Annotated in this window: 11 protein-coding genes and 1 tRNA gene; 3 read left to right on the top strand and 9 right to left on the bottom strand. The window is 44.0% G+C overall.

The window, feature by feature from the left end; all coding sequences use genetic code 11:
- Positions 1-478: 478 nt before the first annotated feature.
- From MAS10914_RS0121305 to MAS10914_RS0121325, 5 genes are all read right to left on the bottom strand, one after another.
- Positions 479-552: transfer RNA gene (locus MAS10914_RS0121305), tRNA-Pro, on the bottom strand.
- Positions 553-605: 53 nt separating this feature from the next.
- Positions 606-971: a DUF1818 family protein gene (locus MAS10914_RS0121310; RefSeq protein WP_026082716.1), complete on the bottom strand. Its 366-nt coding sequence runs from the start codon at positions 969-971 to the stop codon at positions 606-608.
- Between the two features lie 51 nt (positions 972-1,022).
- A complete protein-coding gene (locus MAS10914_RS0121315; protein WP_017317973.1) occupies positions 1,023-1,619 on the bottom strand; it encodes a hypothetical protein in 597 nt (198 codons plus the stop codon).
- Positions 1,620-1,642: 23 nt separating this feature from the next.
- Positions 1,643-1,879 carry a DNA-directed RNA polymerase subunit omega gene (locus MAS10914_RS0121320; protein WP_017317974.1) on the bottom strand — a complete coding sequence of 79 codons (237 nt, stop codon included), beginning with the start codon at positions 1,877-1,879 and terminating at the stop codon, positions 1,643-1,645.
- Between the two features lie 195 nt (positions 1,880-2,074).
- Positions 2,075-2,329: a hypothetical protein gene (locus MAS10914_RS0121325; protein ID WP_017317975.1), complete on the bottom strand. Its 255-nt coding sequence runs from the start codon at positions 2,327-2,329 to the stop codon at positions 2,075-2,077.
- 59 nt (positions 2,330-2,388) lie between these two features.
- Between MAS10914_RS0121325 and MAS10914_RS30740 the strand changes: the two genes are divergently transcribed.
- The 3 genes from MAS10914_RS30740 to MAS10914_RS0121340 are packed head-to-tail and all read left to right on the top strand — an operon-like array spanning position 2,389 to position 10,233.
- Positions 2,389-5,610: a two-partner secretion domain-containing protein gene (locus tag MAS10914_RS30740; protein WP_017317976.1), complete on the top strand. Its 3,222-nt coding sequence runs from the start codon at positions 2,389-2,391 to the stop codon at positions 5,608-5,610.
- Entirely contained in the window at positions 5,600-7,468 is a 1,869-nt protein-coding gene (locus MAS10914_RS0121335; protein WP_017317977.1) for a ShlB/FhaC/HecB family hemolysin secretion/activation protein, read from the top strand. Before MAS10914_RS30740 ends, MAS10914_RS0121335 begins: the two co-directional genes overlap by 11 nt.
- Positions 7,468-10,233, top strand: coding sequence for a CHAT domain-containing protein (locus MAS10914_RS0121340; protein WP_017317978.1), 2,766 nt, complete (start codon positions 7,468-7,470; stop codon positions 10,231-10,233). Before MAS10914_RS0121335 ends, MAS10914_RS0121340 begins: the two co-directional genes overlap by 1 nt.
- A gap of 193 nt (positions 10,234-10,426) precedes the next feature.
- On the opposite strand, the gene MAS10914_RS0121345 is transcribed toward MAS10914_RS0121340, so the two are convergent.
- The 4 genes from MAS10914_RS0121345 to MAS10914_RS0121365 form a co-directional block, all read right to left on the bottom strand.
- Positions 10,427-11,209 (bottom strand): DUF928 domain-containing protein, encoded by a 783-nt coding sequence (locus tag MAS10914_RS0121345; RefSeq protein WP_017317979.1) that lies wholly within the window; start codon positions 11,207-11,209, stop codon positions 10,427-10,429.
- A 64-nt stretch (positions 11,210-11,273) separates the two neighbouring features.
- Positions 11,274-13,562 (bottom strand): CHASE2 domain-containing protein, encoded by a 2,289-nt coding sequence (locus MAS10914_RS0121350; RefSeq protein WP_017317980.1) that lies wholly within the window; start codon positions 13,560-13,562, stop codon positions 11,274-11,276.
- 141 nt (positions 13,563-13,703) lie between these two features.
- The gene (locus MAS10914_RS0121360) at positions 13,704-14,666 is read right to left on the bottom strand and encodes a DUF1822 family protein (RefSeq protein WP_017317982.1); all 963 of its coding nucleotides are present in this window, start codon (positions 14,664-14,666) and stop codon (positions 13,704-13,706) included.
- A 15-nt stretch (positions 14,667-14,681) separates the two neighbouring features.
- Entirely contained in the window at positions 14,682-15,317 is a 636-nt protein-coding gene (locus MAS10914_RS0121365) for a sigma-70 family RNA polymerase sigma factor (protein WP_017317983.1), read from the bottom strand.
- Positions 15,318-15,364: the final 47 nt, after the last annotated feature.

Consider the following 15,364-nt stretch of genomic DNA (forward strand, 5'->3'; position numbering starts at 1 on the left):
GGACACAGATAAATTTGTACTTCATTCAAACGAGAATCGCTATATTCACTTTTGACCCAACAAATGACCGCATCTCGTCAAGAGTCACGGATTAGCCTACCAGGTTTTTTTGGGTGACCTCAATGTGCTTTGGAGTTTGGTAATATTTCTAATTGACATAGTATTGCAGCCAACGTAGTGATACTCGAGTCACGCGTGCTATCACCTGCGGTGAACCCTCTGCGCCATCGCTGCTAAGGATAGACGTTCGAGCAAGAGTTTATCGATTAACTCACGTGGTGAACGGTTAATCGGTTGTCGGGTTGGACTTTAGGATTTTTACAAAATCTTCATAACTAAATTAAAATGAGGTTGGTCTTGAACCATATACCTCACTCTGAAATAAGCCAGCGACATTAATTTGTTAACGATTGTCAGGAGTAACAAATAACATTAATGTCTTAATGACGACAAATAATCTCTTATTCGACATCATCAATCGGAGCGGCGGGATTCGAACCCACGACCTCCACTACCCCAAAGTGGCGCGCTACCAAGCTGCGCTACGCCCCGTAGTCAACTTTTTCTATTATAACCACAAGATGTAAAACTCTCAAGAGTTAAATCTAAAAAACCTTGATCATTTCAGAGGCTTGCAGTAACTCAAGAACAGCAGAATCTTTCCATTCGCCTTCTGCACAACGCCCTGTTTTCAAAATAAAGCGCAGACTATAGGCATGAGGATAGCCTTCTACTTCCATCCATAATAAATCGCTTTCGGCTTCACAGGCAATCTTTTCTTCATCCATTAATTCAGTTGCAATTTGCTTCATGGTGTCTGCTAGTTGCGCCAGTAGCCGACAAAAATCATTCAACTCGGCTTCTGTTAATTCAATTGCCCAATCCTCTGTACCCACTAAACCTTTAAACTCTGGTGCTGCTGGATTCCAGCCGATGCGCCAACCAAGTCCACTTTTTATAACACGTTCCATAATTAGGGAATAGAAAATGGGAGACTTGTAGAGGTGTGCCATAGCACGTCTCTACAAGTTTCCTGGTTTGGGTACTTGTCGAGAAGTTGGGGTAGTTTCCTCTGACTGATTTGAGTTATTAGGAGTAGGGACTTGTGTGTTTTGCGAATTAGGACTAAAAACGTTTACTATGGCTTGCACCAATGCGTCTCGCTGGCGACGGTTCAAACGTGCAATAGCAGCGCGATCGCTATCAAAAGGATTCTTCCGTAGAGTATCATTCCCAGGATAACTCGTTTCATACATCACTTCATTAGCACCCAGATAATCAGCCAAAGTCAGCTTCCAATCCAGTCGATAATTTGGCGCACGTCCCTTCACATAGATGTGATACCTTATCATGCGACTAACCAAGGTGTTATTTTCGGCAACTTTCCCAGTTTCTTTGCTAACGTACTGGTTTTCTCGGGGTAAGTCGGGTAATTGTTGATAAACTGGCTGCCAAGCATCGCCGGGACTTATTCTTTGAGCGTAAGTTGGTTGGTGTATTCCTATCAAAAGAAATACACCAACCACTATGACTGCCAAAAATCCCCTTAAAAAAGGGGACGTGTTGAGTAATTGCCTAGACTTTAGTGTCACTTGAATGAACTCTAAATTTTTGCTCATTCTATTTTCCGGTTGGCATCACTTTAGACTTCGCCAATAATTTCTGGTTGAGTGAGTTCATCGGACATCTCGATAATTGCCCTCAACACTGGCTTCATCATTGCATCATCCGCACCGTCAAAGTCTTCATAACGCCGACGCTTCGCACGATTTGCCACTTGAACTGTAATGCGGTAGCGATTTGAGGCTGCACTAATCAGCTCCTCAGCACGGTGCATAATTTGCGATTGAGTCGTCTCGAACTTAGAACGCTTTAGCATAATTACTGATGAGAGTGAAGTCATTCTCTTCACTCTAACAGATCACTTTGACTAATGGGACTTGAAAAAATGAGTATAATGCTTGACTAGCATAGCTTTCACGTCAAAGTAACAGCCAAATGAAAGAGACAACCCCCACAGCCATGCCGCCATGCTTTGAAAATGGATTGCTTTCATGATTGATTCTCCTTACATTTAAAAGTGCTGGATTTCCCAACTTACAAGTTGCACAAGTTTAGAAAAGTGGTTGACGGATTTGGTGACGCTCATCCGCTGTCGCTGCAAAGTACCGCCGTGTAGTATCATCAATCGGAAAGGCTTGGGAAACAGCCATTTTTCTCTTTCACTATTTACGAAGCGGCTTAGTTGATTTTTTTCTCTTCCCCGATTACTGAATCGCTGTTCTAGTCCTAATATCCTCGCTTGTGCATAAGTTGATTGTGCTGACATCTACCTATATTCTTAGTTGAGGCTTCCAAGCTAAATTCCCTTTTTCATAGGAGAGTGCAATGTCTTTTGGAGAGATACGTTTGGATTGGTGGCAAAGTCTAGGAATTGCAATTGGAAGTGCGATCATCTTGTATGCAAATAGCTCGATTGCTCAAATTACCCCAGATGCTACTCTCCCAAATAATTCCAACGTCGGATTAGAGGGCAATACCAGAATTATTGAGGGTGGAACGACAAGAGGTGGCAATCTATTCCACAGCTTCTCTGAGTTTTCTGTTCCCAATGGAGCGACAGCTTTCTTTAACAATGCACAGGATATTCAAAACATTATTAGTCGTGTAACGGGTAAGTCTATCTCTGAAATTGATGGTTTAATCAAAGCTAACGGTAGAGCGAACCTGTTTCTGATTAATCCCAATGGGATTATCTTTGGTAAAGATGCCAGGTTAGATATTGGCGGTTCATTTCTGGCAACTACGGCAAGTAGTCTTAAATTTGCTGATGATAGCCTCTTCAGCACCTCACTAGATACTACTAACACTTCCTTACTGACTATTAGCGTCCCCATAGGGTTGCAATATGGCAGCAATCCAGGGAGTATTCAACTGCAAGGGTCTAACCTACAGGTAAATACAGGTAAGACATTAGCGCTTTTAGGAGGTAATCTAAGCATGGATGGTGGGAAACTCTCAGCTCTAGGGGGTCAAGTCGAGTTGGGAGGATTAGCAGGAACAGGAACGGTCGGGCTAAACATTGACAGCACTGGCAATCTTCTGAGTTTGAGTTTTCCATCTCAAGTGCAACGAGCTGATGTTTCGCTCACCAATCAAGCTCAAGTAGATGTCACAGCTGCTGGCGGTGGTAGCATTGCTGTCAATGCTCGCAACCTCGATATTTTAGGAAGAAGTAGCCTGAATGCTGGCATCAGTAACAATTCGGGGTCAGTTGACACAAATGCTGGCAATATTACCGTTGATGCAACAGAAACAGTCACCCTGACCGAGTCTAGCTTGATTGCTAATCAAATCAATTCCGGAGCCACTGGTACTAGTGGCACTATCAATCTAGTTGCTAGCTCGCTTAACTTATTCAGTGGCTCTCAACTATTTACCAGTACCTATGGACAAGGAAATGCGGGCAACGTGAATGTCAATGTCCGCGATGCGATTTCCGTTGATGGAGAAAATCCGGGTATAAGCACCAGTGGGATCATCAGCTCAGTCGCTGAAACAGGTGTGGGCAATGGAGGTGATATCAGCATCACGACTGGGTCGATGGCAGTGACTAATGGTGCTCAACTGAATACCCTGACCTTGAACCAGGGGGATGCAGGTAACGTGAGTATCAATGCCCGCGATACGGTTTCCTTTGATGGAGCAGGAAACAATGGAGGTGCTAGCGGCATACTCAGCAGCGTGGGCACAACAGGTGTGGGCAACGCGGGCGAAATTAACATTACGGCAGGGTCGCTTTCGTTAACAGGAGGCGCTCAACTAAATGCCCTCACTCAAGGACAGGGAGATGCGGGCAACGTGAATATCAATGCCCGTGATACCGTTTCCTTCGATGGAGCCAATATTAATGGAGGTGTGAGTGGGGCATTTAGCAGTGTAGATGAGACAGGGGTAGGCAACGGAGGTAATATCGACATCACGACTGGGTCCCTTTCGCTGACAGGGGGTGCTGGATTGTATGTCATCACTCAAGGACAGGGAAATGCGGGCAAAGTGAGGATCGAAGCCCGCGATACGGTATCCATTCATGGGGTGAATAGCAATGGAGGCTCTAGTGGGATATTTAGCAGTGTAGACACAACAGGTGTGGGCAATAGCGGTGATATTGAGATCACGACTGGATCGCTTTTGCTGACCAATGGCGGTGGACTTTTTGCTAGCACTTCCGGGCAGGGGGATGCAGGTAACGTAAATATCAATGCTCGTGATCGCGTCTCATTTGATGGAGTGAATAGTGTCTCTGGAGGCGGTAGTGGAATATACAGTAGTGTGGAAGCACAAGGGGTGGGCAAGGGAGGCGATATTACAATCACAACTAATTCGCTGTCGGCAACCAATGGCGGCGGACTTTTTGCTAGCACCTCCGGGCAGGGGGATGCAGGTAACGTAAATATCAATGCTCGTGATCGTGTCTCCTTCGATGGAGTGAATAGCGTCTATGGAGGCGGTAGTGGAATATACAGTAGTGTGGAAGCACAAGGGGTGGGCAAGGGAGGCGATATTACAATCACAACTAATTCGCTGTCGGCAACCAATGGCGGCGGACTTTTTGCTAGCACCTCCGGGCAGGGGGATGCAGGTAACGTAAATATCAATGCTCGTGATCGCGTCTCCTTCGATGGAGTGAATAGCATCTATGGAGGCGGTAGTGGAATATACAGTAGTGTGGAAGCACAAGGGGTGGGCAAGGGAGGTGATATCAACATCACCACTGCCTCACTGTCTCTAACGAGTAGCGCTTTAGTGTCTGCAAGCAGTTTGGGACAGGGAACTGCTGGAGACATTGAAGTTACCTCTGGCTCTATTAAGCTAGATAAGCAAGCAGATATCCAAGCTGAAACTGCATCTGGTAATGGTGGTAACATCAACTTACGAGTCGAAGACTTGTTACTCTTGCGTCGCAACAGCCAAGTCTCCACTAATGCCGGCACTGCTCAAGCTGGCGGTGATGGCGGTAACATTACCATCAACGCCCCTAACGGCTTCATCGTTGCCGTCCCTAATGAAAATAGCGACATTACCGCTAATGCTTACACAGGCACAGGTGGTAGAGTCCAAATCAACACTTTTGGGATCTATGGTACTCAATTTCGAGACGAAGAAAACCCACAAACAAGCGACATCACGGCTAGTTCCCAGTTTGGACGCAGCGGTTCTGTAGAACAGAACACATCTGTCACTGAGCCTGACAGTGGCTTAATCAACTTGCCATCAGTACCAGTTGACACGGAAGTCGCCCAAGGTTGCAACTCCCCTAACTACGCTCAAAGCAGTTTTATCATCACCGGACGCGGCGGTTTACCCCCTAACCCCAAAGATGTTCTCACACCTGACGCCGTGCAGATAGATTGGGTCAGTCTCAATCCTGAGGTAGAGAAAAGCTCAAGCACAAATATTTCCACCAATCCTAATACTACTCCACCAGCCCCAATAGTTGAAGCGACTGGGTGGGTATTCGGTTCCAAGGGCGAAGTGATATTTACAGCACAAACCCCAACACAACACCAGAGTTCTTGGCAAACATCACCAAAGTGCCATGAAAAGTAAATTTTCAAACAAGCTAGCAGTCCAGGATACAAGCTTTAGGGGGTTTGCCGTGAGCACTTTAGTGCTAAAGCGTCAATTACAAGCTACGCTCTACTTACAGATCAGTATAGTTGCATTGCTGCTCATCATTCCTGAACGCCTCACAGCACAAGTTGTCACTCCTGTACAACTACCAAATGGCAATTCTTTCCAAAGTCAACAACTCCCACCGCCACAGGATGTGCAACCACCCCCACCTTCTCCAACTCCCTCACCCAAACCGCCACAGCCACTGCCTCCACAAGAAGACTTACTTCCACCCTCTCGCCAAACTCCTACACCTAGTGAACCCATCCCTGGCAAACTTCCTGAAACTATTATCGTTAAACGATTTGAAGTTATAGGCAGCACCGTATTTAGCCCTGAAGAGTTAGCAAAAGTACTTGCTCCCTTTACTAACCGACCTATCTCACTGACTGAAGTGTATCAAGCTCGTACCGCCATCACAGAATCATACGTCAAAAGGGGTTACATCACTTCTGGAGCATATATCCCTCTTCAAACAATGCAGGGAGGTGTTGTCAGAATCCAAGTAGTTGAGGGTAGATTGGAAGACATCCAAGTCACAGGTACTAGGCGATTAAAACGAAATTATATACGCAGTCGCTTAGGTAGAGCTACGTCACCGCCTCTGAACAGAGAGCGTCTGCTACAAGCCTTGCAACTGCTACAACTTAATCCTTTGATTCAAAACCTGTCTGCTGAACTCACAGCAGGGTCGCGTCCAGGTGCAAGCATACTACTAGTCCAGATAAGAGAGGCACAAACCTTCAGTACCCAAATCGTTCTTGATAATAGGCGATCGCCTAGTGTTGGTAGTTTCCGTCGGCGATTACAAGTTAACGAAGCTAATTTACTTGGATTTGGAGATGGTCTGAGTTTAGCATACACCAACACCGATGGCAGCAACGCCTTTGATGCTAGCTACACATTTCCCCTCAATCCCCGCAATGGTACTCTTAGCTTTTACTACGGCACGACATCTAGCGAAATCATTGAACGTCCTTTCAATATCCTAGATATACAATCAGCTTCCCGCTACTACGAACTAACATTGCGCCAACCACTCATCCAAACTCCCTCGCAAGAATTCGCCCTTGGTTTGACTGCTTCTCGACGAGAAAGCGAAGCTTCATACAATCCTCTAGACATTGAAAGAATTGGCTTTCCTTCAATTGGGGCTGATGAGGAGGGACGCACTAGAGTATCAGCTTTGCGATTTTTTCAAGAATGGACGAGTCGCAACAGCCGTGAAGTTATCGCGGCTCGCTCTCAGTTTAGCTTTGGATTGGGTGCGTTGGGTGCCACAATTAATGATGACCCACCCGATAGCCGTTTTTTCTCATGGCAAGGACAGGCTCAATTGGTACGTCTTCTGGCTCCTGACACCTTACTGTTCCTTCGTGCAGATATGCAACTGGCATCAAGAGCACTCCTCCCTTTAGAGCAGATTGGCTTAGGAGGTTTGGATAGTGTTCGTGGCTACCGTCAAGATTTCCTACTTAGAGATAATGGCGCTTTTGCTTCTACTGAAGTCCAAGTCCCAATTCTTCGCGTACCCCAGATTAATGGTGTTTTACAAATTATCCCCTTTGTTGATTTCGGTGTAGGCTGGAACAGTTCAGATACAGAAGATTCTGATACAGAAAATTCAGACCCTAACACCTTAGCATCCGTCGGTCTTGGTTTGCGCTGGTCACAGGGAGAGCGCTTTACCGCTCGTCTTGACTGGGGTATTCCTTTAATATCTGTTGATTCAACGAAAAGAACATGGCAGGAAAACGGTCTGTATTTTTCCATACAATACAATCCTTTTTGATGTCTGGGCGCTCGCGTAGCGCGCCCTATGCCCCAACAAAGCTCCGCTTTGTTGCCTCGAATCGAAGATTCGAGGGGAGAGTTTCTGAAGGAAACCCTCCGGGCATATACGGGCGAACGCGTAAGGGTTGGCTAACTCGGTGTTTATTAGCGCTGCTTACCGCGTTTCTATGCACAGTAGTTTCACCATTTTTGGCAACCGTTCTTGCTGTTAATTATACTACCCAGACGACACCAAACAGCACGGCTCAAACTGAAAACTCTGTGCAACAGGCCAAAGCACTCTATGATGCTGGACGGTTTGCTGAAGCGGTTAAAGTTTTGGAACAGGCAGCTACTACCTTTGGAGCTACTGGGGATAAACTCAACGAAGCTATGACTTTGAGCAATCTTTCCCTGGTGTATCAGCAACTTGGACAATGGACTCAGGCAGAAAAGGCGATTCGCAAGGCGATAGCTTCGCTTCACGCCCAAAGCCTGAATCTGTTAAAAAATGGCGACAACTCAAAACAACGTTTTGCCATCTTTGCCCAAGCCTTAGATGTGCAAGGGCGGTTACAATTGGCACAAGGACAAACTCAAGCCGCGCTCTCGACTTGGCAAGAAGCCGCAAAGATTTACAAGCAAATAGGTGATGAGGCGACGTTAACCCGCAACCGTATCAATACTGCTCAAGCTATGCAAGCTTTGGGACTTTACCGTCAGGCTAGTAAGATTTTAACAGAGGTTCAGCAATCCTTCACAAAGCTTCCAGACTCGCCACTCAAAGCTACTGGACTGCGTAGTCTCGGTAATATCCTCAGAGTCGTTGGTGATTTAAATAAATCACGGGAAGTCTTGGAGGAAAGTTTAACAGTCGCAAAGCGAGTACAATCATCAACAGCGACTGGGGATACTTTGCTCAGTCTAGGTAACACAGCTCTCGCCCAAGGAAAAACTCAACTCAGTCTAGACAACAAAGCCTTGGCTGAAAAAGAAACTCAAGCTGCATTAAAATACTACCAACAGGCTGCTCTTGTCGCACGACCTACTACGCGTATTCAAGCACAGCTTAATCAACTTAGCTTACTTGTGGAAAAGGAACAATTTCCTGCTGCATTGGCTTTGGGATCCCAAATCCAACCAGAAATGAGCAAGTTGCCCCCCAGCAGAACCTCAGTATATGCCCAGATTAATTATGCCCAAAGTATAACGCAATTGAGACAGAAAACTACCGTAGAGACTTCCTCATGGCTGGATATTGCTCAGATCTTGTCCAGTGCTGTGGAGCAGGCGCGAAGCTTAAAAGACCAACGAGCAGAATCTTATGGACTTGGTACTCTTGGCGGGTTGTACGAAAAAACCAAGCAGTTCTCTGAGGCACAAAACCTCACTAAGCAAGCACTGCTCATCGCCCAAACTCTTGAGCCGCCAGACATTGCTTATCAGTGGCAATGGCAGTTGGGACGTTTACTCAAAGCTCAGGGAGATATAAAAGGAGCAACTGCCGCATACGATGAAGCATTCAAAACCCTTGAGTCTCTACGTAGCGATTTAGTCGCCATTAATCCTGAAATTCAGTTTTCCTTCCGTGAGAGTGTGGAACCTGTGTATCGGGAGTTGGTTGATTTGCGTTTGCAGAATCAGGGAAACTCTGAAACTATGCAATACAATCTCACGCAAGCTCGTAATGTGATCGAATCACTCCAACTTGCAGAACTGAACAACTTCTTTCGCTCACCCTGTGTGGAAGCTAAGGTAGCAATTGACACAGTAGTACAGCAGGACAAAAAAGCAGCAATCATCTATCCAATTATTTTACCAGACCGTATAGAAGTTATTCTCACCTTGCCTGAACAAAAAGAACTTCGCAAGTATACAACAGTCATACCTCAAGAGAAAGTAGAAAGCACTGTACAAAACCTGCGGAAAAGCCTATTAGATGTTGCTGGGACTTTTCAGGTTCAGGAAAAGTCGCAGGAGATATATAATTGGTTAATTCGACCAGCAGAAGCACTCTTAAGCAAGAGTGGCATCAAAACCTTAGTGTTTGTTCTGGATAGTTCGTTGCAAAATATCCCGATGGGCGTTCTGTACGACGCACAGCAGCAGAAATATCTGGTAGAGAAATATGCGATCGCTCTAACTCCTGGTTTGCGACTTTTTGACCCCAAACCATTGCAACAAGTACAGCTAAAAGCTTTAACTGCCGGAGTCGGCGAACAACGCTTTGGGTTTCCTCCATTGCAAAATGTGCCACGGGAATTGAAAGAAATCCAGTCTGAGGTACCCAGGAGTGAAGAACTGTTAAATCAAGAGTTTACCAAAACCAATCTGCAAAAGGAGCTACAATTAGCTCCTTTCTCCGTGGTTCATATAGCGACTCACGGCGAGTTCAGTTCCGACCCGCAAAAAACCTTTATTCTTACCTGGGATGATCTGCTTGAGGTTAAGGATTTTGACACTTTACTGCGAGTTAGTGAATCTAGTAGGTCTAGCAACATCGAATTACTTGTCTTGAGTGCTTGCAAAACTGCGCTTGGAGATAAACGAGCAGCATTAGGATTAGCTGGAGTCGCTGTGCGGGCGGGCGCACGCAGTACTCTAGCAAGTTTATGGTCAGTAGACGACCAGTCTACCGCAGATTTGATGAGCGAGTTCTACCGACAGTTAAAGAATGGGGTGGCTAAAGCCGAAGCACTCCAGCGTGCTCAACTTGCGGTTTTTGCGAAGGATAACAGTCCTTATTTCTGGGCACCTTATGTGCTGCTGGGGAATTGGTTATGACAGAACAATTCGTCATTGAAGGAACTAGGAACTAACTTATGGCATGAATTTAAATTTCAAATAAAACAATGTACTTTTGCAAGAGTTCTAGTTAGCCAAGTGCAAGTTTTACGCAAAACCTGCTAGTTCTTTACGAAAGTTCATAAAAGTTTGGTCAGTTATCGAAAAATCTCGCATAATTCTGCCACAACCATTATTTTTCCAAAGTATAACGTTGCACAATCGGCACTGCTGCAAATTCTTCTAAGCCAACAGCTTTTAACAAATTACTCCAATCCTGTGCAAGCACTGACGAACCTGAATTGATGCGACGCAAGTTGACTAAATTGGTTAGGGCATCCTGCCAAATATTATTAACAGCATAGGCAGTGTATTCTTTTGGTTTTGCCGCCTTTAACTGACTTTCAAGGTTCGGGGTGAGCGCGACTCTTTGCACCCATGCTTTAACGTAATAATAATCAGATGTATTTTGCGGATTTCCACAATAAACTTTGAAGTACCACTGATACTTGTTGTCTTGCTTAAGAGCATATTGCGGATTTTCTGGCAGGTTAATGCCAATAACACCAGACTTTTCAGGCAGCGTCAAAGATGTTCGGTAGATATTTTTGCCTTTTTCATCTTGAAATATAAACTCTCCAAAGCGTACGTTGGTAGGTAATTCTGGCACATAAACCCAAAAGGTTGGATACTCAGAGACTGTCAATGCTAAGAAAGATATTGATTCATCATTTACAGTTCTCTCACCTGGCACCAAGGCAGTCACAGACTGCTTCAGGTTTGGGCAGCCATTACGCCTTGCCCCTCCTTGGCGGCGACCGATAGGTGCACCGCTACGTGGAAAGTTCAATTTTTCAAGGCGCTTTTGTGTATTAACATTAGGATTCTTAGTCGGTTGGCTAACCTGTGCATATACTTGTGAGGAGTAACTCGCAACACAAAGGAGTATCACAGGTATAACGCCAGCAAGTTTCATAATTAAGTGTCCAAATGCCGATGTTACTTATAACATCAGCTGACAATGCCTGTATTTCGGAATTTTATCTTCGTATTCTCCACACCACAGCCATAGAGGTTAATATTAATGTCAAGGCAGGCGGAACGAGTGGTATCCATCCCGCTTGTGTAAAGATAGCAAAACAAATTCCAAATAGTGTTAACAGCGCCCCAGCTACTGCCAGTCCAAGATATAGTGGCTTTGAGCAACGCCACGCTATTATTCCAGCTACCAACGACCATCCCCACACCCAAAGTGTTTCCACCCACCAAGACCACCACCACAACAAAGGGCGATCATTTTCAACAGCACTGAGGATATGGCTGATCATCTGCGCCTGCACAAATAATCCTGGTATTTTCTTTTTGTGGGAGGGAGTCTTCCAATGATCAACAGTACTTGGGGCAGTCACACCAATAAGAACAATACGATTTTTTAGTAATTCAGAGTCAATTTGGTCATTGTCATTTAGGACATCTCTTAGAGAGATAGAATCGGCAATTTTTTCCTGATTACTTAAAGAACGATAATTAAGCAGTACTTGATAACCTATTGCACTCACTTTTTGGTAGCCGCTGGTGTGTTCCTTTAACGGTTTAAACAAAACTTTGCCAATTTGTAAGTAGCCTTGAGGGGTAATATCTGCCTTGATACCTTTGGAACGCAAATAGTGACGTGCAAGCTGAAGGCTGAAAGCATATTCTGCTGTACAGGGAGATTTTGCAGGAGGGGTCAAATACAGCAACTGGCGACGTGCAACTTCATCTTCGTCTGCCAGAACATCACTAAAAGTCTGTCGTTCTTTTGGAACTTCGTACGGGGGGTGAATACCATCTGGTGCGCCATCAGATTCAGCAGGAACTTTGCACACTGCAAAAATACGCTCATCTTGCTTTAGCCGAGTTATTAAATCTGGATAACTCGGGTCTACAGAGAAATCACGATAAATATCTATACCGATAGTTGTTGGTTGATACTGCTCAAGTTTTTGCAACAGTTGAGCCAGTGCCTTATCTGAGAGCGACCCTCGCCCTTTCATCCCCTTTTGGTTTTGATAATAAATATCTGCTTCATCAACAGTCACTATCACTAGACGTGGATCTGAGATTTCAATTGCTGGTCGCAGTTGCATGAGATGGTCATAAGCTTGCAACTCCCACGGTTGTAGTATTCCCCAATAGCGCACTCCCATGACTAAGCTTGTGACAAGCACACTTGCCATAAGCACACTCAGAAAATGACGTTTAGGCTCGGTTTGTTGAGTGCTTAATTCCTTCCAAGTCAGCGGGACAACTCTGGGATTTTGGAAAATGACTGGTAACCAAGTTGCATTGGGAAATTTATCCTCCAAGCCTTGCAGCTTTTCCCTTGCTTCCCGTGAAGCCAGATACAGAGACTGACCACCCGAAAAAGCTTTGAGAAAATGTTTTAAAAATTCTTGTGCCACCTCATCCGGTACGGGTTCCCGCATGATAATCATTTGCGGGATGTTTAAAGAAGCCAGTTGCCGTGTTAATCCTAAACCATCGCAGGAGTTAAAAATTGCTATCTGTAAACCTTGTTCAATAGCTCTTTTTAAACCATACTTTAACTCTTCAATTGATAAAGTATCAGTTTTATTGATAGAAATTAGACCCGTATTATCAGCAGTTTCACTATGTCCTGCGAAAAATAAAATATCCCACTGCTGCCAAAGATAATTGTTTAGCTCTTTGCGCTGCGGTTCTACTAAAAAAACTATTTCGGCATTTGGTAAATTTTCTAGCAACTGACGGTCTAGTTGAACATCAATTCCACTACTATTGCCCAGAATCGCCAAAACTCTTACCCTATGTTTACGCACTGCTTTTGGAGGGGTTTGTGATGTTGTCGTAGTTAGGGCAAATTCTGCTAACGAGTATCTATTAAAGAAATCCCACAAATGCCAGGGAATTCTGTGTAATTCAAAATTATCTGTGCGAATTAATACTCTAATTGCTTCATCTCGTCTTAATTCTTCCCGTAATGTGTTATTTATGCAGCGAAATTCTTCACAGTCAAGCCATCTTTGTAGGCAATCAGTTAATACCTTAGCTTTTTGGCGGCATTCTGAAATTCGTGTTTTGATGAAGCCATCGTAAATAATATCTTGTGGCTTGATACGACTTGGCATCCCTAAAATGCGATACTTTTGCTGCCATTGACGCAAGTAGGTAGCCAAGTCGGGTGCAGGTGGCAAGTTACCAGAGATTTCTATTTCTGGAGGAGCAAAATCTGAGCCAATCTCCAGCGTCACTCGAAATCCCTGATATTCCAAATCACCATCCAACTTAAGAACAACTAATTTCTCCATAGACCCATGTAAAACTTGGGATTCTGAAGTATCACAATAACACTAACAAATAGTAAGATAAAGTCTTTTACACTCAGTTCGCTCCGTAATATTTCAATTCCGACTATAACAACCAGCACCAGTATTTCTTGATTCTGAAATTCAGGTAAGAAAAACTTCTGTAAAGCTGACATCACCTAAAACAACTTTAACGGTAAAACGTTCTCCAATTTCGCTACTAAAGTTTAATTGAATACTCTTTGTGTTTCTGGCAGTAGCTTGCATCACGGCAATTCCAGCTTCATCTAACACTATAAGTTCCAGTTCTTCTGGCAAATAATTTTGACCACTAGTTGGGTACACTTTGACGCTGATGTTTATTTCTTCTCCAGAAGCTGGTATCAATCCTACCACTAAACCAATTGGTTGATTTTTTGAATCTCGTCCCAAGTCCAGCAGTTTGCCTTTCTGCACACCACAATTTGAATTTTCTGGGTGAAGAGATAAAGTGGGTTCAGCACCTCTAAATTTAAAAACTAGTTCTGCTTGTTGTTGCGGATTCAGAAGTGATTCTATAGTTTGCCAACCGATATCAACAACGTTCATGAACCACTGGCTCAAGTGAATTGGTTGTTTAATTTTTTCGGTTGATTGGTTTAGGTGTATAAGCAAATCTTCAAGCGAACCCAACTGACTGAGAGGTAACTCACCGCCTGAGGGAACTGTTTTAAAAAATCCCAGTAGTGTTGCTTCTTCAAGAGATTCGTCAAGCTGTACAGCTACATAGCCAATTCTATCTGAGCAAACTTCTGGTGGAACATGAATAACTTTCTGGTTTGGTAACACTGGACAACATTCTATCGTCCCTAAACCAATGACTTCTAAATCAGCAACATCCATAAGAGTTTGTATGACTGGGTTGCAACTAAAACTTCCTTCCCAAGAAGTTTGAATTTCCATACAACGCAGATAAAACTGGACGGCAAACACTGCCAAAGTATTGAGATAAACCTGTTTAGCTTTATGAGGATTCCTATATTTCTTTCGGAAACGTTCTGCAAGTGCGTGCGCTTCTAAGCTTATCGGTATCGTAAAGGTTAAAGATTCTGATAAATTTCCTCTCATTTGTTCACCTATTCCTTAATCTACCTCATTGTCACAGTATTCTTTTAATTTTGAAGACAGCTTTTTTATACATCGGTAATAGAAGCTGCTAACTGTAGGAACTTTCATTTCAAATTCTGCTGAAATTTCTTTCCAAGATTTTCCAGACATTCTTCGTATAGCTAATGCTTGAAACGTCGCTTGAGGACATTTCTCTACATACTCATTTTTGAAAATGTCTTCTGGGTCTGATTCTATACATTTCTTAAGGATTTCTGTCAGGTCTTTTGGTTCTTCAGGTAAGGCAAGATTATCTAGGTCAGTGATCGTCATTTTTGTGACGGAACGATGACTTAGGTTTTTACGAAGAGTATCTTTAAAAAATCGTCGTTCCAAAAGAACATTGACCCATACCAAAACCGTACCGCGTTCCGGGTCGTACTTGTCAATATTTTGACAAATATAAAGGAAAAGTTCCTGACGTGCTTCATTGTAAATATCTTGAACATTGCTGAAAAATTGATTTTTGGATGGATACCAAAGATTGCCAAAGCGCACAATGCTATGAACTAGCTTTGTTAAAGCGATTTGCCGTTCATGAGAATGCGGCTTCTGTCGCTGCGCAACAGAAGCAAGTTGTAGTAGATACGAATCAAGTTCATCTCTCCTCATTATTTGAGACTCCAAACTTTATTAGAAGAGCCGAAGTGAACCTCTAA

The organism is Mastigocladopsis repens PCC 10914, assembly GCF_000315565.1.
In the GTDB taxonomy this organism is placed as follows: domain Bacteria; phylum Cyanobacteriota; class Cyanobacteriia; order Cyanobacteriales; family Nostocaceae; genus Mastigocladopsis; species Mastigocladopsis repens.

Coding starts and splice junctions, on each gene's coding strand:
- MAS10914_RS0121320 (WP_017317974.1), bottom strand. CDS start 1,879: ATGCTAAAGCGTTCTAAGTTCGAGACGACTCAATCGCAAATTATGCAC.
- MAS10914_RS0121365 (WP_017317983.1), bottom strand. CDS start 15,317: ATGAGGAGAGATGAACTTGATTCGTATCTACTACAACTTGCTTCTGTT.
- MAS10914_RS30740 (WP_017317976.1), top strand. CDS start 2,389: ATGTCTTTTGGAGAGATACGTTTGGATTGGTGGCAAAGTCTAGGAATT.
- MAS10914_RS0121350 (WP_017317980.1), bottom strand. CDS start 13,562: ATGGAGAAATTAGTTGTTCTTAAGTTGGATGGTGATTTGGAATATCAG.
- MAS10914_RS0121325 (WP_017317975.1), bottom strand. CDS start 2,329: ATGTCAGCACAATCAACTTATGCACAAGCGAGGATATTAGGACTAGAA.
- MAS10914_RS0121310 (WP_026082716.1), bottom strand. CDS start 971: ATGGAACGTGTTATAAAAAGTGGACTTGGTTGGCGCATCGGCTGGAAT.
- MAS10914_RS0121315 (WP_017317973.1), bottom strand. CDS start 1,619: ATGAGCAAAAATTTAGAGTTCATTCAAGTGACACTAAAGTCTAGGCAA.
- MAS10914_RS0121340 (WP_017317978.1), top strand. CDS start 7,468: ATGTCTGGGCGCTCGCGTAGCGCGCCCTATGCCCCAACAAAGCTCCGC.
- MAS10914_RS0121360 (WP_017317982.1), bottom strand. CDS start 14,666: ATGAGAGGAAATTTATCAGAATCTTTAACCTTTACGATACCGATAAGC.
- MAS10914_RS0121345 (WP_017317979.1), bottom strand. CDS start 11,209: ATGAAACTTGCTGGCGTTATACCTGTGATACTCCTTTGTGTTGCGAGT.
- MAS10914_RS0121335 (WP_017317977.1), top strand. CDS start 5,600: ATGAAAAGTAAATTTTCAAACAAGCTAGCAGTCCAGGATACAAGCTTT.